Genomic DNA, 19,729 nt, shown 5'->3' with positions numbered 1-19,729 from the left:
ATATGAAGAGCAGCCATAAAGGTTTTGCGGATGGGGCGCTTTTCGCGCTGAATGTTTTTATTTTGGTTTTACTGCTTGCCGGCAATAGCCTGGTGGTGCCGCAATGGCTGCAACCAGCAGGCAGGCTGCATCCATTGGTGCTGCATTTCCCTATTGTGATACTGATGCTGGCCATGCTGATGGAATTCTTCCGCTTCCGGCCGGAGTTTGTGGATGAAAAATTATATCAGTCCTTCACCAATTATTTGCTGGTGCTGGGGGCTTTGTTTGCTTCGGTCACCGTAATTATGGGCTTGCTGCTTTCGCGCGAAGCCGGTTATGAGGGCAGCAATTTACAATGGCATAAGTGGTTTGGGGTAGGCGTGGCCTTTGTGGGCTATGGCGTTTACCTCATCCGCAACCGCGAACGGTATACGGCTACCATTGCCAAAACGGGCGCTATCGTTACCATTTTTTGTTTGATCATGGCCGGGCATTTCGGCGGCAACATTACACACGGCGATGATTTTGTTTTTGGTCCAATAATGGATAAGGATAAAAAGCAGGTGCCGATAAACGAAGCGCTGGTTTACCGCGATGTGATTGCCCCCATCTTCGAGGCCAAATGCCAAAGCTGCCATAACGCCGATAAAACAAAGGGTGGTCTGAAATTAACCGATGAAGAATCGATATTGAAAGGCGGTAAAAAAGGGAAACTTTTTGTAGTAGGCAACCCGCAAATAAGCCTGTTGCTGCAGCGCATCCACCTCCCCGAAGCCGAAAAGAAACACATGCCGCCCATAGGCAAGCCACAGCTAACCGACGAGGAAAAACTGCTGCTTTATTTCTGGGTGAAGAACAACGCCGATTTTAAAAAGAAGGTGATCGATCTGCCTGCCACCGATTCCCTGCGGATCATTGCTTCATCTTTTTTAAAACCTGCGGAGAGCACGGAGGAAACCTATGATTTTTCGGCTGCGAGCGAAAGCGACATTAAAAAACTGAACAATAACTACCGCGTGGTTTACCCGCTGGCTGCCGAGTCGCCGGCTTTGGCGGTGAATATCTATAATAAAAGCACGTTTAATGTGAAGGCATTAGAGGAATTAAGCCCCATTAGCAAACAGGTGGTCTCGCTCGACCTGAACAAAATGCCGGTAAAAGATGCCGACCTGAAAGCCGTTGCCAAACTGGAGAACCTGCGCCGCCTGGTGCTCAACTTCAGTGATGTAACCGGGAAGGGGCTGAAAGAGTTAGGCGGATTAAAAAACCTGCGCAGCCTTTCTTTAGCAGGAGTGAAGCTAACGCCTGCCGATATCAAACAATTGTCCGCCATAAAGAGCCTCACCGAACTGGCTGTTTGGGACACAGGACTTAAACCTGCCGATTTTCATTCGCTGCAAGCTGGCAACAAACAGCTGAAAGTATTAACTGGTTTTAAAGATGATGGCAAGCCTGTAAAGCTTACCAACCCGGAATTAAAAAACAAAGCGGTGATTTTTAGCGAAAGCTATCCGCTACAACTTACTAACCCCATAAAGGGAGTTGATATCCGCTACACCACAGATAACAGCGCGCCGGATAGTGCCCGCTCTTTGCTGTATAAGCGCGGTACGGTTCTCACCCAAAGCACGGTTATAAAAGCCCGGGCCTATAAGCAGGGCTGGATTGGCAGCGATACCGTACAATTCAACGTTTACAAATGCCGCTATACGCCCGATAGCGTACTGTTTATAACCCGCCCGGATGACAAGTATAAAGGCGATGGGGCTAAAACCATTATCGATAAAGAGCTTGGCGGTACCAGTTTTGGCAACGGCAAATGGCTGGCCTCGCAAAAGGACCTGGAGATGATGATGTGGTTTAATAAACCTATCGAGATGCATTTTTTAGAACTCAACACGATGCGCAACATCGGCTCGCAGATCTTTTTAGCCGCCGCGATTGAAGTATGGGGCGGACCGGATAAAGATCACCTGAAACTGCTAAGCACACTTAAAACCGCTACGCCGCATAAGGATGATCCGTTTGGATTGGTGCCTTTAACCTGTAAGCTGAAAGCGGCGCAAACGGTTTCTTGCCTTAAGATTGTTGCCAAGCCCCTCAAAACCGTACCAGATTGGCACCCCGCTAAAGGTAAACCGGGCTGGGTGTTTATGGATGAGGTGTTTATTAATTGACGGGACGCGAGCGGGAATTGAATTCAGAGCAGGGGGGCGGTGCGATTCCCCTCTTGAGGGTAATAGCCCATCATATGACAGATTCCATAAAACGTTCCGCCGGAACGTAAAAACTGCCGTTATTTTTTCTACCCATAAGACGTTCCTCTGGAACGACTTTGTTTTTCTTCATCCCTTCGGGATGTTTTACGGGTAGTAGAAAATGCCAAAGAACCCTTTAACGTTCCAGCGGAACGTCTTATGAATTACCCGCCTGTCTTATGATGGGCTATTACTCGAGAGAGGGGTGCAGGGGTGTGTTAGTCCGCACGGCGAAACACACCCCGCCACCGCGTATTTCCCTCACACGCCCCTCTCGAGAGGGGAAATTAAAAGCTTCTGAAATGATACCTTACCTCACAAAGCTCATCCTTTGCCCGTAAGTACCATCTGCCACTTTACCACTTTCATAAACCACATTACCACTCACTATGGTGTGGCTTATACCTGATGTAAACCGCTGCCCCTCAAACGGCGACCAGCCGCATTTATACAGGATGTTGTTTTTGTCCACATTCCAAGCCTTGTTCAGATCCACCAAAACCAGATCCGCCCAGTATCCTTCGCGGATAAAACCGCGCTTTTCTATCTGGAAGCATTTGGCAACGTTATGTGCCATCTTTTCGGCAATTTGTTCCAGGGTTATTTTGCCTTGCTTGTGCAAATCCAGCATAGCCACTAAGGCGTGCTGCACCAATGGACCGCCGCTTGGTGCCTGCAGGTATGCCTGGGCCTTTTCTTCGCTGGTATGGGGGGCGTGGTCGGTGGCGATAACATCTATGCGCCCATCCAGTACGGCGGCTAAAATACCATCCCGGTCGACCGCGGTTTTTACTGCCGGGTTCCATTTGATCAGGATGCCTTTTGTTTCGTAATCGGCATCGCTAAACCATAAATGATGGATACAGGCCTCAGCGGTTATACGTTTATCTTCCAGCGGGATATTGTTGCTGAATAAATGTGTTTCTTTCTCCGTAGAGATGTGCAGAATATGCAGGCGGGTGTTATGCTTTTTTGCCAGTTCTACCGCCATGCTTGATGACAGGTAGCAAGCCTCGGCGCTCCTGATCTTAGGGTGAAGTTGTATCGGGATATTTTCGCCAAGCAGCTGTTTATAATGCTCGAGGTTGCTTTTAATGGTGGCTTCGTCCTCGCAATGCGTAGCGATCAGCATAGGGGAGTTGGCGAATAGGTTCTCCAAAGTGGTAGGATTATCTACCAGCATATTGCCGGTTGATGAACCCATGAAAACTTTTATCCCGCACACGTTTTTAATATCGGTGCGTAAGACCTCCTCCAAATTATCGTTGCTGGCGCCCATGTAAAACGAATAATTGGCCGGCGAGTTTTGTGCCGCTATCGCGTATTTGTCTTCCAGTAATTCGCGGGTAAGCGTGTTAGGCACGGTATTTGGCATCTCCATAAAAGAGGTGATGCCACCAGCCACCGCCGCGCGCGATTCGGTATAAATATTACCCTTATGCGTTAGTCCGGGCTCGCGGAAATGCACCTGGTCGTCTATACAACCCGGGAAAAGGTAAAGCCCTTCGGCATTAATCTCTCTGTCGGCTTGTGCATTGATGGAGCTATCAATACGTTCGATGTGGCCGTGTTTCACCAATACATCGGCAATAAATTGTTTGCCTTCGTTAATGATGGTAGCGGCTTTGATGAGGATAGTTGGCATAGCGACAAAGATAGGCGCTTACTCGTGAGAAGCAAGGAAATCAAGAGGCAAGAATCAAGGTAAAAATAAGTCAGTAAGAAATCAGAGCCAAAAATCAAGAAAGGGCGTTCACTTCTTTCCTGATTCTTATGTCTTGCTGTCTTGCATCTCTTTACTTCCCTCCCCAATAATAATTCAACCCAAACGTAAAGTTGTTATTCAAAGCCAGGTTTAGCTTGGTGCCGTTGGTTTGGTAGTTGTAATTATAGTTGAGGTTGCCAAAACCCATATTGATGCCCAGTTTTTGGGTAGGGAAGAAAACCACGTTGGGGCTGCCACCTATATTAAGCGAACCCACCAAAAAGTTATTAAGCACATGGTTGCTGCTGATGCCCATTTGGGGGTAAATGCCGAATTTGTCGCTCAGCATCCAGTAGTAACGCAGGTTAATGGCCAGCCCGATGATATCGGTGTGGTATTTACGGGTATAGCTGTAGTTGTCGGTAACGGTGGTGTTGGAGTAATAATTGCTGGTTTCGGTACCTGATATGCGCGAATAGCCGGGTTGGATGCCTATTGTCCACTTTTTGTTTAGGAAGAAGCCAAACTCGGGGCTTACGTTTAAGTTCAGGATACCGGTATTAAAATATTGGGTGGTTCCCTGCGGGTAAGTTACGTTGCTGGAATAGCCCGCTTCATCATAGTTGAGGTTAAAGCTGCCGCCGATGTATTTGGCGCCTCTGCCGGTTTGGGCCGATGATGTGCCCGCGAAGAATAATATTGCTAAGACTGTAAGTAAGTGCTTTTTCATGAATGGAAATATATGGCGAAGGTAAATGTTTAGTTGGAATGACGGGGAAAAGGAGCTAAACGTTACAGAGGGTTGGTTTTCTTATCGCCCGCATATTTGACTCACCCCGGCGACGCTACGCTGGCCGACCCTCTCTGCTCCGCAAAGAGGGTGAAGAAACAAAAAATAACAGCTATGTCTCCCCTTCTTTCCGCAGGAGAGAGGGGGTTGTGGGTGAGTTAAACCCGCGATGCAGACATGACTGCCATGTTTCGAAACACAAGGGTTGAAACCATAGTTATAAAAAGCCGCCGCAAAGTATAAGATTAGCGCCCTTCCTTCGTCTTTCCGTCCTTCATCCTTCCTCTAAAACAAAAACCTTATCTTTGCCGCCATGGGCATACCCTTTGAAGATTTTAAATTTAACCGGCAGATATTGAATGCTGTTGCCGATGCCGGTTATACCAGAGCTACGCCGATACAGGAAAAGGCTATCCCCCCGATAATGAACGGGCAGGATGTAATGGGCATTGCGCAAACAGGTACCGGCAAAACCGCCGCCTATGTGCTGCCGATATTAATGAAGCTGAAATACGCCCAGGGCGATAGTCCGCGTGCGCTCATCGTATCGCCAACGCGCGAGTTGGCTATGCAGATAGAAGAGAACATCAAGGCCTTCGCTGCCAATACCGACTTACGGGTTGTGGTGCTTTACGGTGGCCTCGGCCCAAAAACACAGATCGAACTCATTAACAAAGGCGTTGATATTATTGTAGCAACGCCGGGCCGTTTGCTTGATATTTACCTGGCCGGCCACATCGTTACCAAAACCTTGCAGGTGCTGGTGCTTGATGAGGCCGATAAGATGATGGATATGGGCTTTATGCCGCAGATAAACCGCATTTTAGAGGTAGTACCGGTTAAGCGCCAAAACCTGCTGTTCTCGGCCACCATGTCTGATAGGATCCAGGAACTCTCTCATAATTTTTTGGAGTTCCCTACGGTGATAGAAGTTACCCCGCAGGCCACAACGGCAGAAACGGTTACCCAGCAACTGTACCACGTACCCAATAATAAAACCAAGATAAACCTGCTGAAGGTTTTGATGGACAAAGAGGGCGACATCAAAAAACTGATGGTGTTTTGCAAAACCCGTGTAGCGGCCGAGGATGTGTACAAATTCCTGTTGCGCAAATACGGCGAAACAGGTGTAAAAGTACTACACGCCAACAAAGGGCAAAACACTCGTATCAACTCCATCAATTCGTTTAAAGAGGATAAGGTGAAGATCCTGGTAGCTACAGATGTAGCCTCGCGCGGTATTGATGTGAGTGACGTAAGCCACGTAATAAACTACGATGTGCCTGTGGTAATTGAGGATTACGTACACCGCATTGGCCGTACGGGCAGGGCGTATAACTCGGGCGTAGCCATTACCTTTGCAGTGCCGTCAGAGGAGTATTATGTAAATAAGATCCAGAAGCTCATCAGGCAAACCATTCCCGTTTATCCTATTCCCGAGGGTGTGTTTATTGAGGAAACCCCGTACGAGGAACGACAGGAGCAGGCCAAAGAGATAGACCTGCAAAAACGCAAGGAAGATCCCGACTTTAAGGGAGCCTTCCACGAGAAAAAATCATTGGCGCAGATCAAAAAATTTGAAGCAGCCAAAGCAAAGAAAAATCCTAATCACCCAACCAATAAGAAACCCATAAAAAAATATGGAAGCCAAAACCGATCCGGCAAAAAACGCTGATCAACCGCGTAAATTCAGGGTTAGTCCGTTAAATTTTGCCACTGCCGGCTTTTTTATACTGGCGGGCTACATATTCATCAATGGCGCTAAAATAACCGGCAGCCCTTACGAGCATTGGAGCGGTACCATTACCTGGATATTTATACTGTTTGGCGTGGTTGTGTCATTGCTGGATATAATTTTCCGTAATTTCTTTGCCGAAACCAAAAAACTATGGATTGTAGAGCTAAGCTTTATAACTTTGGTGACGATCATATTTTTAATTGTTAAATAACACTGATGAAGACTGCTGAAATAAAGCTGACTGTACAACTCGACGATAATAACATTCCTGAAAAAATCCTGTGGGAATCAACCGATTCAAAAAATAAAGAGGCTTTGCCCGTACAGGCGTTCATGCTTTCCTTGTGGGATCAGAGTTATCAAAACACGTTAAAGATTGACCTATGGACCAAAGATATGCCGGTTGATGAAATGAAACGCTTCTTTTACGAAACCCTGCAAACCATGGGCGACACCTTTTTGCGCGCCACCGGCGAAAAGAACATTGTAGAAGACCTGCGCGATTATTGCGCCCACTTTGCCGATAAAATGGATATCAAAAAACAATAAAAATGCGCCTGCCTTCACTCTTATCACTTATCGGTTTTATTATACTTATTGCCGCAACTTACTGCCCAATGCTTAGCGCTTTCGGGTTGGTTACCATGAACGTTTATAAAATGAACCAGCCATTCGGACTGTTGCTATTGATGGTCGGGATAATCGGCATACTATGCACATTCTTTAACCAAACCAAAGTAACGCGGTTCACGGCATTTATGTCGCTGGCGCTTGTTGCTTTGCTGTTATTGGCGGCGTTTCTCAAAGTAAAAACCAGTTTCAGCTTTATACCATTTAAGGGTATTGCCGCTTTCTTAACCAGCAAGATCAGGTTTAGGTGGGGTTGGATAGTGCTGTTTGTAGGGCCGGTGTTGGCGGTGATAGGTGCGCTGTTCTCCAAAAAGAAGCTGAATATTTCTGCACAGCAGGTATAGCTACTCCTAATCTGTTTAAGGAGGGTTTCGTTATATTAAATTTAGTTAACGAGCAATTTTTTAAACATATTTGTACCACATTAACCACATTTTATTAAATGTTTAAGCTTTCCTTTCGCAACCAGGTATTAGCAGGCTTTGCTGTTTCCATTGTATTGGTATTATTTGTAGGCACACTTTCCTTTAAAAGCATTAAGCAGTTAAAGGAAGATACCGTATGGGTAGACCATACTCAGCAGGTTATAAAAACCACCAATAATTTACTGCAATTGTTAATAGACGGCGAAACCGGCATGCGCGGTTATGGCGCAACGGCCAATAAGATTTTTTTAGACCCTTATAACATTGCTGTACCGCGTATCAACGAAAACTTAACACAGCTTGGCAACCTGATAGCCGACAACCCTGTACAGGTGAGACGCATTGACTCCCTCAAGGAACTTGTGGCACGCCAGATGGCCGTTTTAAAATTAAACATAGATACCCGCGAAGCCAAGGGGCTTGATTATATGGTTGCCAACCATATGTTTTTGGCTGGCAAAGGCAATATGGATAGTATCCGCGGTATTAAGAACCGCATGATAGAAACGGAGAATAACCTGCTTGCACAGCGCAAGGCAGCTTCCGATAAAGCAACAACCGAGGCTATATGGATAATAACTATTGGTTCAGCTATATTCCTGGTCATTGTTGTTCTCATGTTTTTCTATATCCAAGGTACATTTGCCCGTCAGAAAAAGATAGAAGAAGAAGTAAAAATAGCCAATATCGAACTTGGAAAAGTACTGGCCGAGAACGAAGCGAAGAACTGGTTACTCACGGGTACAGGTACCCTTAACGATAAAATGCAGGGCCAGCAAAGCGAAAAAGAATTATCTGAAAATATACTTGCGGAAGTGAGCCACTATGCAAACGCTTTAACGGGTACTCTATACCTATTTAACGAAACAGAGGAGCGGTTGGACCTGTATGCATCTTATGCCTATAACGACCCTGCATCGCTTAAAAAATCTATCCGTATTTCCGAGGGTTGGATAGGGCAGGCAGCGAAAGACGAACGCGCCGCCGTGGTGAAAGGCAAACTGAATGATAAAATTGAATTAGGCTCTTCTATCGTGAGCGAAGAGATCATAGAAACCTTCATCGTGCCTTTCTTCTTCGATAAAAAACTGAAAGGCGTAATGGAGATCGGTTTCCGTGGCGAGCTGCGGGAGCAGGTGAAAGATTATATCCTGCTTGTGGCAAATGACATCGGCATAGCGGTGAATACCGCCCAGGCCCGCACAATTATGCACGATCTGTTTGAAGAAACCCAGCAACAAGCCGAAGAACTGGAAGCCCAACAGGAAGAAATGCGCGTTACCAACGAAGAGCTGATGAACAAAACAGAAATGTTGCAGGCATCAGAAGAGGAGCTACGCGTACAGCAGGAAGAACTGCGCACCATCAACGCCGAACTGGAAGAAAAAGCCAGTTTACTTGAAGAGAAGAACCAGGCCATTGAAGAGGCCCGCCAAAGCATCACCCAAAAGGCAAACGAGCTGGAAGTTACCGGCAAATATAAATCGGAGTTTTTGGCCAACATGAGCCATGAATTGCGTACCCCGCTGAACAGTATCCTGGTGCTGGCACGCATCTTAAAAGATAACAAGCCGCTCAACCTGTCGGAAGACCAGATCAAATACGCCAGTGTGATTTTCAACGCCGGTAACGATCTGCTTACCCTGATAAACGATATTCTCGACCTCTCTAAAATAGAATCGGGCAAGCTGGATATGCAGAACGAGGACATCCGGGTATCCGAGATCCTGGGCGATGTGCAATCTCTTTTTGCCGAAATGGCGATGAACAAGAACATCACCTTTAAAACCCATGCGATTGATGTACCGGCAACCTTCTTTACCGATAAGCAAAGGGTAGAGCAGGTGATTAAAAACCTGCTGTCGAACGCGTTTAAATTTACACCGGATGGCGGTTCTATTTCGGTTACCGCTAAACCGGGCGCCTTGGCCAATACCATCAGTTTCAGCATAAAAGATTCGGGCATTGGCATCCATGCCGATAAACAGAAGATCATCTTCGATGCCTTTCAGCAGGCAGATGGTTCTACCAGCCGTAAGTATGGCGGTACCGGGCTGGGCTTATCCATCAGCCGCGAACTGGCAAGCCTGCTTGGCGGACACATTACCCTCAAAAGCGAACCGGGCGAGGGCAGCGAGTTTACCCTCACGCTGCCGCTGGAAGCCAGGCATGTGGAACCGGAGAACGTACCAACCGTAGAAACCTTTACACCATCTGCCAGCTTCCTGAACACTATAGTGAAAAAGCCGGAAACCGGCCGCGAGCCAACCGTAGTAATTGTAGAGGACGATAAAAACTTTGCCGCTATTTTACAGGATTACGCCCGCGACCACGGCTACACCGCTATTATGGTGAACGAAGGCACAAATGCATTCGAGATCATTAAAGAGAAACAGCCGGACGCGGTTATTTTGGATATTATGCTGCCGGGCAAAGATGGCTGGCAGATATTGAAAGAACTGAAGAACGACCAGGCTACCCTGGCTATACCGGTGCACCTGATGTCGGCAGGTGAGGCAGCGGCCAATAGGGTACGTAAAGAGGGCGCCATCAGCTTCCTTAAAAAGCCGGTGGATACCGAAACGCTTGATAAGCTGTTTACCGATATTATGGTGAACAGCGGCACCCGCTTTAAGCAGATACTGCTGGTAGAAGACCACCGGGCGCAAAGCCAGGCGCTGAAGGACCTGATGCAAAGCCAGGGCATTACGGTAGACCAGGCATATGATGGCGAATCGGCCTTCAGGATGCTGCACGAGAATGAATACCAGTGCGTAATACTGGATCTGAACCTGCCGGATATCTCTGGCCTCGACCTGTTAGATAAGATAAAAGAGGTGGATAAATTTGCCGCCCTGCCGGTCATCATCAATACCGCGATGGAGCTGGATAAAACATCGGTAAACAGGCTGATGCATTATGCCAACGCTATGGTAGTTAAAACCAACAAATCATCAGACAGGCTGATAGACGAAGTGAACCTCTTCCTCAACAAAATAAGCGAGTCAACCGGCACGCCCCAAGCATCAGCCCCTATATCGCCTAAGAAATTGATAACTGCCAATAAGGATAACCTCAAAGGCAAGAAGGTTTTGGTGGTAGATGATGATATGCGAAACATCTTCGCACTGAGCAGCGCATTGGAAAGTTACGACCAGGATGTAGTGATAGCCAATGATGGCGAAGAAGCGATAGCCAAGCTGGAAGAGATAACCGATATTGATATCGTACTGATGGATATCATGATGCCCAAAATGGACGGCTACGAGGCTACGAGGTACATACGCAAGCAAAACAAATGGGCCAAATTGCCTGTTATCGCGTTAACCGCAAAAGCAATGAAGGATGACCGCGAAAAATGCATAGCTGCAGGCGCTAATGATTATATCACTAAGCCTGTAGATATGGACAGGCTCATTTCGTTGATGCAATTGTGGCTGGATAGCTGATATGAGAGAAATTTTAGGTAAGGATAGTAATTTAACAACGCCGCAATTAACGGAGCTGATAGATCTTGTAAAAAAGATCCACGGCTTTGACTTTAGTGATTACACCAAGGCATCCCTTAAAAGGAGGCTGGCGCGGATCATGATGCTGAAGAAGCTATCCTTTTACGATCTGAAACACATTTTGGTGAACGCCCCCGCTTTTTTTCAGGAGTTTTTGGAAGAAATTACGGTGAATGTAACCGAGATGTTTCGCGATCCGGCCTTTTACAAGGCGCTAAATACTCAGGTTGTACCTTACCTTTCTACCTACCAGCATACCAAGGTTTGGTGCGCCGGTTGCTCATCCGGCGAGGAAGTTTATTCGCTGGCCATTTTGCTGAAAGAGGAGGGGTTGGGTAAAAAATCTTTTATTTACGGCACGGATATCAATACCGAAGTATTAAAGGAAGCACGCAAGGGCATTTATAGCCTGCGCAAAATAAAAAGCTATGCTGAAAACTATTTGTTTACCGGCTTACCCGGCTCCATAACAGATCATTTTACCATGATGTACGATGCGGCGGCCATCCATAGCGAGCTGAAACAAAATACGCTATTCTCGGTACATAACCTCATTTCTGATACCATATTTAATGAGTTTCAGATGATAAGTTGCCGCAACGTTTTTATTTATTTTGAAACAGAATTGCAGGAACGGATCCTTGATCTTTTTTATAAAAGTCTCTGTCCATTAGGTTATCTTTGTTTAGGTAACAAGGAAACCATCCGCAGTGATAGCTTTCGTAAAAAGTTTAAAGTGATCAACCAAAAGGAAAATATATACCAAAAAATTGGCGCTTGATGCTCAACTGATCGGACGATTTAACAGATCGAAGATGCTGCTTTTGGGCGGCTCGGCAGGGTCGTTTAAATTGTTGTTCAGGCTGGTGAAATTATTACCGCACGACTTTAATAAAACGGTCGTTATCATTATTCATAGAAAGAAGAATTTTTTTAGCGAAATTGAGAAACTGTTCGCCGAAAACAGCCGTATGTTGCTGAGGGAAATTAGCGATAAAGACCCAATAGACAGCAATGCTATTTATATAGCACCGGCAAACTATCATACCCTGATAGAAAAGAAGGGGTATTTTAGCCTGGACGTATCAGAAGCAATATGGTATTCAAAACCATCTATAGATGTAACCTTTGAAAGCGCTGCGGATGCATTCGGCAAAAGCTGTACAGCCATATTATTTTCGGGAGCAAACCAGGATGGGGCGGAGGGCCTGCTAAAGCTGCGCCAAAGCGGCGCGCTAACTATTGCCCAGCACCCCGAAGATGCGGAAATGGCTGAAATGCCAAACGCGGCCATTAGCATTGATGGTGCTGAATACATATTACGAACTACGGAGATATTTGAGCTACTACAGAACGGTACTTAACGCCCCTACATATTGAATGACCCCTATTAATATTCTGATCGTTGATGACAGAGAAGAAAATATTGTTGCGCTTGAAGCACTTTTAAAGCGCAATGATATCCGCCTGTTTACTACTACGTCGCCAAACGACGCCTTAAAGATTGCCTGGGAAAATCATATCTCCATTGCACTTGTGGATGTGCAGATGCCCGAGATGGATGGCTTCGAGCTGGTAGAGATGCTAAAATCCAACCCGCGTACCAAAGAGATCATGGTGATATTTGTAACCGCGATATCCAAAGAGAGCAAATATGCTGTTAAAGGTTTTGGCGCGGGCGCTGTAGATTACCTTTACAAACCGCTCGACCCCTATATCACCTCAGCTAAGGTTGATTCATTTATACAGCTTGCGCGCCAGCAGCAGGAGATAAAATCCAAAAATATCGAACTGGAGGATTACGCCATTGTGGTAAGAAATAGTGCCGACCTGATATGCTCTGTTGATGCTAACACCCTGCGGATAAAAACGATAAACCCCGCGGTTGAAAAGATATTGGGCTACCGGCAGTCGGAAATTTTTGGCTCCAACATTGTAGACCTGGCCATAGATGAGGATAAAGTCGCCTTTAAAAAGAAACTTGGAGAGATCATTAAAGATAACCAGCAATTTTCTTCGTTCGAGTTTCAGTTTAACACGTTTGATAAGCGCAGTATATGGGTAGACTGCCGCGTATCGTATCGCAACAAGGTGCTTTTTATGAACATCAGCGATTGTTCGCCGCAAAAGAGTTATGAGCAGCAGCTTATCAAATCTAAAGAAGCCGCCGAGTACGGTAAAAAAGTAAAAGAAACATTTTTGGCCAACATGAGCCACGAATTGCGCACCCCGGTGAACGGCATTATCGGCATCAGCAATTTGTTGCGCAAAACAGGTGTAACTAATCAACAAAGTAACCTGCTGGATATGCTGGAAACTTCGTCGCGCTCGTTGTTAGGCGTTATAAACGATGTGCTGGATATTTCTAAAATAGAGGCCGGTAAGTTTAATATTGTGCGCTCGCCGCATAATTTACGCAATACCATCGAATCGGTACACGGCTTGCTAAAATTTAGTGCCGATGAGAAATGCATCGAATTTGAGCTGGAGATAGATGATCATATACCCGATGTTTTGCTGTTAGATTCGTTGCGTATTAACCAGATACTGATGAACCTGCTGAGCAACGCCATTAAGTTTACCGATAGGGGGACGGTTAAGCTAAAAGTTGCGGTTCTTCAAAAAAATGGTGATAAGGTACAACTAAGATTTAGCGTGGAAGACAGCGGTATTGGCATCCCTGCCGACAGGCTTTCGAGGATCTTCGAATCCTTTGAGCAGGCCGATGATGATACAGCAAGCAAATACGGCGGTACGGGCCTGGGCTTAACCATTGTTAAAAAGTTGGTGGAGCTAAAAGGCGGCGAACTTACCGTAAGCAGCCAGATAGGGAAGGGCAGCATATTTAATTTTACAAACTGGTTCGAAATAGCTAAAATGCCCGAACATAAAGCCGTTAAACCAGCTGCGCCGCTTAGTCCGTTTGCGGGTTTAAATGTTTTGGTGGCAGAAGATAACATGATAAACCAGTTTATGCTGGTGAAGATGCTGAAAGACTGGAACGTGAATGTAATGGTGGTTGATAATGGTAACAGTGCTATAGAAAAGTTTACGGATAACGACTACGACCTGGTTTTGATGGACACCCACATGCCGGGGCTTAATGGCTACCAAACCGCAAGGACCATCCGCATGGATTTTGCCGAGCCTAAGCGGAGTGTACCTATCATATCGCTATCGGCAGCGGCCTACGAGCATGAGCATAAAGAAGCCATATCTTCCGGCATGAACGATGTTTTATCAAAACCATTTGAACCGCACGAACTGCATAGTAAAATTGAAAAGCTGGTAGGCGGTAAAATTAAAAAAACAATTTAGTTTGCCCCACGCCCATTACACGGGCTTCGTGGTCGAGCAGCCACTGTTTACGCCAGATGCCGCCAGCGTAGCCGGTTAGGCTGCCATTGCTGCCGATAACGCGGTGGCAGGGCACTACTATCCACAAATTATTTTTGCCATTGGCAGACGCAATTGCCCGTATAGCCAATGGGCTGTTCATGATCTGCGATTGCTGCCCATAACTGATGGTTTTCCCGTAAGGGATAGTTAGTAACTGCTGCCAAACCTGCTGCTGAAATTCGGTACCGGGTTGATTAAGCGGCAGGTCGAACGCCTTCCTGGTGCCCTCAAAATATTCATCCAATTGTTTAATAGCGAGGTTGATCACCGGCGAATCCGACGGTGTTTCCACGCATTCCTCATCGCGGATGCTGATGGAGGTGATGTACTCTTCCCCGGCCCTGATGCGGACAAACCCAACCGGTGTTTTATGGAAAGCCTCGTACATGATTTATAAACTCTCTGCTTTTAGCAGTGCTTTATAATATACCTTGCCCATGTTTTTGGTGATGAACTTGCGCGGCATAAAGCTCATAAATACATTGCCCACCCGGTTTAAAAAGCCGGGGATATGCACATGCTTGCGCAATATAAAAGCGTTCAGCCCCTCAATAGCGGCCTGATCAACGGGCATCAGCCAGCTTTTCAGGTCGTTAAAGTTTTTACCTTCGGTCATTTCAGTAGCTATGCCGCCGGGGGCATACACAGTTAAGGAAAGCGCCAGGTTTTTGATCTCTACGGATAAGGCATTGGCAAAGGCCATAATGAAAGCCTTGGTTGCCGAATACACCGCCTGATAAGGCACCGGGAAAAACGCTGCCATGCTGGATACGATCATCACACCGCCTTCGGTGTTAGCTTTCTCGAAATGGGCCACCAGTCGGCTGGTCATATACACCACGCTGTTTACATTGGTTTTCATGATGTTCTCGGTTTGCTCCCAGGGCATATCGCTGTGGCGGCCAAAGTAAGTTACACCGGCGTTTAAGATAGCGCCGTACAGCGTTCCATCGGCCAGGCTATCATCTATCATTCGTACCACATCCTCATGTACCGACAAATCGGCCACCATCACCTTCACTTTTATACCTGCGGATGCCTCCAGCTCGGTTTTAAGCTGATCGAGCTTATCTTTGCGGCGGGCTGCGATGATGAGGTTGGCGCGGTGTTTTGTGGCCAGTTGTTTGGCCATTTCCTGCCCCAGACCGGATGAGGCGCCAGTAACCAGGATCCATTTATCCGCTAATTCGAGTTTCTTCATTTAAGCAAGTATACAGAGCATTAAAGAAACCCTTAAATATATTTACAGTTTTTCTATTGTTTCTATAGAAAGCTTAGTGGTTTTAGCAATAAAATCAATTGCTAAACCCTCTTTTTTAAGTTCGCGGGCAATGGCTAACGCTTCTTCTAACTTGCCTTTTTCAATTCCTTGCTCAATCCCTTTTTCAATCCCTTGCTCAATTCCTTTCTCGATTCCTCGCTCAATCCCTTGCTCAATCCCTTCTTTTAAGGCATAGTCCAGAACGTTCTTATTGTCCCATTTATATTTTAAGCTGCTATCGTACATGTCTCGTTCCTCCTTTGTAAAATTAGCGTATTCCGCAATGTTGAATAATTTCTCAAAAATTGGCTTTCTTAAATATACAGGTATCTTACCAATTTTGCTCATGTTTTTTAGCACATAAAGCCACTTATCCAATTCTGTGCCTAATTCACTTTCGGTTTTAACAAATTTACTCAATTCTATATAGGTAAAACCCAATTTTTCGTAAAATATTTCACCTGTGTCGCGGTCGCATAAATAAACATCGTGCACATATTTGGGATAGGGGCCTGCCGCAGATGTAAAATCTTCCAGCAGTGCAATTAAATATACTTCGGTAAGGTCGTATGCCCATTGGCTGCGTTTACCTTTTGGTGCCTGGTTACTAATGAGGCGGGATGTGTAAAACAAAGCCCTTTCTTTAAAAAATCCTTGCCTGCCCCGTTGTATCTCAATGATAAATTGCTCGCCCTTGTCGCCGGTGCATTGGAGGTCGAATATGGCCGCCCCTTCGTCTTTCAGATCGCCGTGTTGTTCGTTTTTGCTGTATACAAGGTCGGCAATAACTTTACGACCTCTAAAAACTTCGTTTAAAAAAGCGATCAGCAAATCTTTATTGGGTTCACTGCCGAATATTTTCTTAAAAGCAAAGTCTACTAAAGGATCAATATATTTCCCCGTAGCGGGTGGTTGTTGGTTAGGCATGTCTCAAAGATATTAAGATAAACCCAATTCAAATGGCAGATTAGTATATTTGCCCAATGAGGCTTTTTAACGAAACCTATAACTTATTAAAAAAAGAGATCATCCTGGAATGGCGCTCCAAATACGCTTTTAATGGGGTACTGCTGTACATCGTCTCCACGGTTTTTATCTGCTACATCTCCTTTAATTTAAACCCGGGTTTTAAAAGCAGCCAGGGCTACCCCATTGTTTGGAATATCCTCTTCTGGATCATTATGCTGTTTGCTTCGGTTAATGCCATTGCCAAAAGCTTTATGCAGGAGAGCAAAGCCCGTTTGTTGTATTATTATACCATAGCGCGCCCGCAGGCCATAATCTTATCTAAAACCATCTATAACGCCATGCTGATGGGCTTGCTGAGCATACTGGCGCTATTGGTGTATATGCTCTTCTTTACCAACACGGTTGGCGATCTGTTTTTTTACTTCATCACCGTGCTGATAGGCAGTATCAGCTTTTCTACAGTATTCACCATGATCTCGGCCATAGCGTCCAAGGCGGGTAATAACGGTACGCTGATGGCCATATTAAGCTTCCCGGTAATTATCCCGGTGATACTGCTCCTGATAAAAGTAAGCAAGGCTGCCATGGATGGGATAGACCGCGGGCACAGTTACGGCACCATTGGTGTGCTGGTGGCTATCAACGTTATCGTGATCACTACCTCATTGATATTGTTCCCGTTTTTGTGGAGGGATTAATCGCCTGTATCTTTTTAATTACCATCGATCTTTTTCATCTTTAGTTCATAAATTATATCTTTATTAGCATCCTCTAAAAAAATTTAAAAGTACAATGCGCCGTTGGTGGTTTATCGTGATGTTTTTATGGCTGCCCATGCTGGCGGCTGCGCAGGCCGGGTTTATAAGCGGGAAAATTACTGCTGCCGGTACTAAAACCCCGGTTGCGAGGGCCAGCGTGTTCCTCAGCAATGCCAGTTACGGTACCGCAACTGCAGATGACGGCACTTTTACATTAAGCGGTATAAAACCCGGGCAGTATAATTTAGTGGTAACCACACTCGGATATGAAGAATACACCAAACAAGTACTGGTAGGCAGTCAGCCGATTAACCTGGTTATTGAGATGACGCCCAAGGTAATGATGATGCGGGCGGTAACCATCACCAGCAATGCCGACTGGAAAAAGAACTACGAGCAGTTTAAAAAAGATTTTATAGGGACTACCGAAAATGCCAAACATTGTAAGGTTGTGAACCCGCATGTGCTCGATCTCACCTATATCCGCAGGAAGCAAACACTGGAAGCATCCTCCGATGAGTTTTTAGTGGTAGAGAATAATGCCCTTGGCTATCGTACCAAGTTCCTGCTGAACAGCTTCAGCAGCGACAATATATCGCATACCATCTCGTATGTGGGCAAGGCGCTTTTTGAGGAACTGCCTGGCAGCGAATCGCAAAAGAAAAAGTGGAAGGCTAAGCGAGAGGACGCGTATTATGGTTCCGCGCAACATTTTTATAGGTCGCTTTATAAGAACAAGCTGACTGATGAGGGTTTTGTGATCTATAACTACACCCGTATCCTCAACCCAAACCGCTATCAGGAAGCTTTTATCCAAAAGAAAATAAAACAGTTCGAACTGGTTAACCGCGATTCGGCCAGGTATTGGATAGACCAGCAGAACGTACCCAAATGGGCCAATGAGAACCTGATAAAACCACCATTAAAGGCTATCGACGTGATCCGCACCACGGGGCAGGAGGGGATCTTTGCTATTACCTTCCCGGCTTACCTTTATGTGGTTTATACCAAAAAGTACGAGGACGCGGTGTTCCGCGATATATACCGCCCGTTGGATATGGAGAATTTTGAAACCAGCGTGATCAGTCTCTATAGTAAACGCTACGCTATTTTTGATATGAACGGCATCGTGATAGCCGAAAGTCCGCTGTACGAAGGCACCTGGAGCAAATCTAAGCTCTCTAACCTGTTGCCGGTTGATTATGAGCCGGGTGATTAGTGATTCATTAGTTCAATGGTTTATTAGTTCATTGGTGTAATACCTGTTGAAAATGCGATAGGGATTGGAAGGGTTTAGCCGCAACGGGGAGCAATGAGCGGGGAGCGGCCGCAGCGCAGCGGAGCCCTGGAAAGCCCGGGCCGAAGGCATCGCCATCATAATTGTCTGAACCTTGATTGTCATGATTATAGGATTTCCTGATAAAAATCAAGCCTATACTTCAACCTCAAAAGTCATAGCCTAAAAAAATAAAGGCTTTCAATTTCACCACCCTTTAGTAACAATTTTTCAACCCTTTCCCCACAATCAAAATAACTTTATAACCATTAACGCCTCGCAGTGCAACAATACTAATTATACGGTAACTAATCTATCATAAACAAACATATTACTACCTTTGCCGCACAATATGAAATTCATTTATCAAACCTGGTGGAAAGTATTGGCCGTTGTGCTGATATTTTATACACTCACAGCCGGTTTTTTGATAGGGGTACCCCGACTGCCTATCCTGCACGAAACAATACGCAACACGTATTTCCATGTGCCTATGTGGATAGCCATGTTCACGGTGTTCACCATATCGGTAATTTACAGCATTAAATACCTGCAGAGCGGCAAAGAGGAGCACGACTTGATAGCAGTGGAATGCGTAAATACAGGGCTTTTCTTTTTTGCCCTGGGCCTGGTAACCGGGATGCTTTGGGCAAAATACGCCTGGGGCGAGTACTGGAGCAACGACCCTAAACAAAACAGCGCCGCCATAGCCTTTTTACTGTACTGTGCCTACTTGGTGCTGCGCAACTCGATAGACGAGGAACAAAAGCGCGGAAAGATCTCGGCCATCTATAACATTTTTGCATTCCCCATAATGGTGGTGCTGATTATGGTTTTACCCCGCCTAACCGACTCGCTGCACCCCGGCAACGGCGGTAACCCTGCGTTTGGTAAACTGGATATGGACAACCGCATGCGTATAGTGCTTTACCCCGCCTTTATTGCCTGGGCGCTTATTGCGGTTTGGATAGCTACCCTGCGCTACCGTATACGTTTAATTGAATTTAAAAAGAACACGATAAATTAAGA

General features: G+C 45.8%; 17 protein-coding genes. 12 read left to right on the top strand and 5 right to left on the bottom strand.

Annotated elements, in window-relative coordinates:
- The first annotated feature begins 2 nt into the window (after window positions 1–2).
- Window positions 3–2,159 carry a c-type cytochrome domain-containing protein gene (locus tag IDJ77_RS22820; protein ID WP_191191293.1) on the top strand — a complete coding sequence of 719 codons (2,157 nt, stop codon included), beginning with the start codon at window positions 3–5 and terminating at the stop codon, window positions 2,157–2,159.
- A 391-nt stretch (window positions 2,160–2,550) separates the two neighbouring features.
- Here IDJ77_RS22820 and IDJ77_RS22815 read toward each other — a convergent pair whose 3' ends face one another.
- Both IDJ77_RS22815 and IDJ77_RS22810 read right to left on the bottom strand, forming a co-directional pair.
- Complete coding sequence (locus IDJ77_RS22815; protein WP_191191292.1) at window positions 2,551–3,885, bottom strand: dihydroorotase; 1,335 nt, start codon at window positions 3,883–3,885, stop codon at window positions 2,551–2,553.
- 151 nt (window positions 3,886–4,036) lie between these two features.
- The gene (locus IDJ77_RS22810; RefSeq protein WP_191191291.1) at window positions 4,037–4,675 is read right to left on the bottom strand and encodes a hypothetical protein; all 639 of its coding nucleotides are present in this window, start codon (window positions 4,673–4,675) and stop codon (window positions 4,037–4,039) included.
- A 373-nt stretch (window positions 4,676–5,048) separates the two neighbouring features.
- Between IDJ77_RS22810 and IDJ77_RS22805 the strand changes: the two genes are divergently transcribed.
- From IDJ77_RS22805 to IDJ77_RS22770, 8 genes are all read left to right on the top strand, one after another.
- Window positions 5,049–6,410: a DEAD/DEAH box helicase gene (locus tag IDJ77_RS22805; protein ID WP_191191290.1), complete on the top strand. Its 1,362-nt coding sequence runs from the start codon at window positions 5,049–5,051 to the stop codon at window positions 6,408–6,410.
- The gene (locus IDJ77_RS22800; RefSeq protein ID WP_191191289.1) at window positions 6,376–6,684 is read left to right on the top strand and encodes a hypothetical protein; all 309 of its coding nucleotides are present in this window, start codon (window positions 6,376–6,378) and stop codon (window positions 6,682–6,684) included. Before IDJ77_RS22805 ends, IDJ77_RS22800 begins: the two co-directional genes overlap by 35 nt.
- 5 nt (window positions 6,685–6,689) lie before the next feature.
- Window positions 6,690–7,022: a gliding motility protein GldC gene (gene gldC, locus IDJ77_RS22795; protein WP_191191288.1), complete on the top strand. Its 333-nt coding sequence runs from the start codon at window positions 6,690–6,692 to the stop codon at window positions 7,020–7,022.
- Window positions 7,023–7,024: 2 nt separating this feature from the next.
- Entirely contained in the window at window positions 7,025–7,447 is a 423-nt protein-coding gene (locus IDJ77_RS22790; protein WP_191191287.1) for a hypothetical protein, read from the top strand.
- 98 nt (window positions 7,448–7,545) lie between these two features.
- Window positions 7,546–10,977 carry a response regulator gene (locus IDJ77_RS22785; RefSeq protein ID WP_191191286.1) on the top strand — a complete coding sequence of 1,144 codons (3,432 nt, stop codon included), beginning with the start codon at window positions 7,546–7,548 and terminating at the stop codon, window positions 10,975–10,977.
- A 1-nt stretch (window position 10,978) separates the two neighbouring features.
- Window positions 10,979–11,818 carry a CheR family methyltransferase gene (locus IDJ77_RS22780; protein WP_191191285.1) on the top strand — a complete coding sequence of 280 codons (840 nt, stop codon included), beginning with the start codon at window positions 10,979–10,981 and terminating at the stop codon, window positions 11,816–11,818.
- A gap of 34 nt (window positions 11,819–11,852) precedes the next feature.
- Complete coding sequence (locus IDJ77_RS22775; protein ID WP_191191284.1) at window positions 11,853–12,401, top strand: chemotaxis protein CheB; 549 nt, start codon at window positions 11,853–11,855, stop codon at window positions 12,399–12,401.
- Between the two features lie 16 nt (window positions 12,402–12,417).
- The gene (locus tag IDJ77_RS22770; protein ID WP_191191283.1) at window positions 12,418–14,355 is read left to right on the top strand and encodes a response regulator; all 1,938 of its coding nucleotides are present in this window, start codon (window positions 12,418–12,420) and stop codon (window positions 14,353–14,355) included.
- On the opposite strand, the gene IDJ77_RS22765 is transcribed toward IDJ77_RS22770, so the two are convergent.
- Genes IDJ77_RS22765 through IDJ77_RS22755 form a run of 3 tightly spaced genes read right to left on the bottom strand, consistent with a single transcriptional unit; the run spans window position 14,339 to window position 16,624 of the window.
- Window positions 14,339–14,824 carry a methylated-DNA--[protein]-cysteine S-methyltransferase gene (locus tag IDJ77_RS22765; protein WP_191191282.1) on the bottom strand — a complete coding sequence of 162 codons (486 nt, stop codon included), beginning with the start codon at window positions 14,822–14,824 and terminating at the stop codon, window positions 14,339–14,341. The two genes, IDJ77_RS22770 and IDJ77_RS22765, sit on opposite strands and share 17 nt — an antisense overlap.
- A gap of 3 nt (window positions 14,825–14,827) precedes the next feature.
- The gene (locus IDJ77_RS22760; RefSeq protein ID WP_191191281.1) at window positions 14,828–15,637 is read right to left on the bottom strand and encodes an SDR family NAD(P)-dependent oxidoreductase; all 810 of its coding nucleotides are present in this window, start codon (window positions 15,635–15,637) and stop codon (window positions 14,828–14,830) included.
- A gap of 42 nt (window positions 15,638–15,679) precedes the next feature.
- Complete coding sequence (locus tag IDJ77_RS22755) at window positions 15,680–16,624, bottom strand: Rpn family recombination-promoting nuclease/putative transposase (RefSeq protein ID WP_191191280.1); 945 nt, start codon at window positions 16,622–16,624, stop codon at window positions 15,680–15,682.
- A gap of 56 nt (window positions 16,625–16,680) precedes the next feature.
- Here IDJ77_RS22755 and IDJ77_RS22750 point away from each other — a divergent pair, with 56 nt between their 5' ends.
- From IDJ77_RS22750 to IDJ77_RS22740, 3 genes are all read left to right on the top strand, one after another.
- Window positions 16,681–17,364 carry a heme exporter protein CcmB gene (locus tag IDJ77_RS22750; RefSeq protein WP_128533411.1) on the top strand — a complete coding sequence of 228 codons (684 nt, stop codon included), beginning with the start codon at window positions 16,681–16,683 and terminating at the stop codon, window positions 17,362–17,364.
- A gap of 94 nt (window positions 17,365–17,458) precedes the next feature.
- Window positions 17,459–18,643 carry a carboxypeptidase-like regulatory domain-containing protein gene (locus IDJ77_RS22745; protein WP_191191279.1) on the top strand — a complete coding sequence of 395 codons (1,185 nt, stop codon included), beginning with the start codon at window positions 17,459–17,461 and terminating at the stop codon, window positions 18,641–18,643.
- Between the two features lie 409 nt (window positions 18,644–19,052).
- A complete protein-coding gene (locus tag IDJ77_RS22740) occupies window positions 19,053–19,727 on the top strand; it encodes a cytochrome c biogenesis protein (protein WP_224751202.1) in 675 nt (224 codons plus the stop codon).
- Window positions 19,728–19,729 lie beyond the last annotated feature (2 nt).

The organism is Mucilaginibacter pankratovii (assembly GCF_014773265.1).
GTDB lineage: Bacteria > Bacteroidota > Bacteroidia > Sphingobacteriales > Sphingobacteriaceae > Mucilaginibacter > Mucilaginibacter pankratovii.
This window is presented reverse-complemented; position numbering and strand designations above follow the sequence as displayed.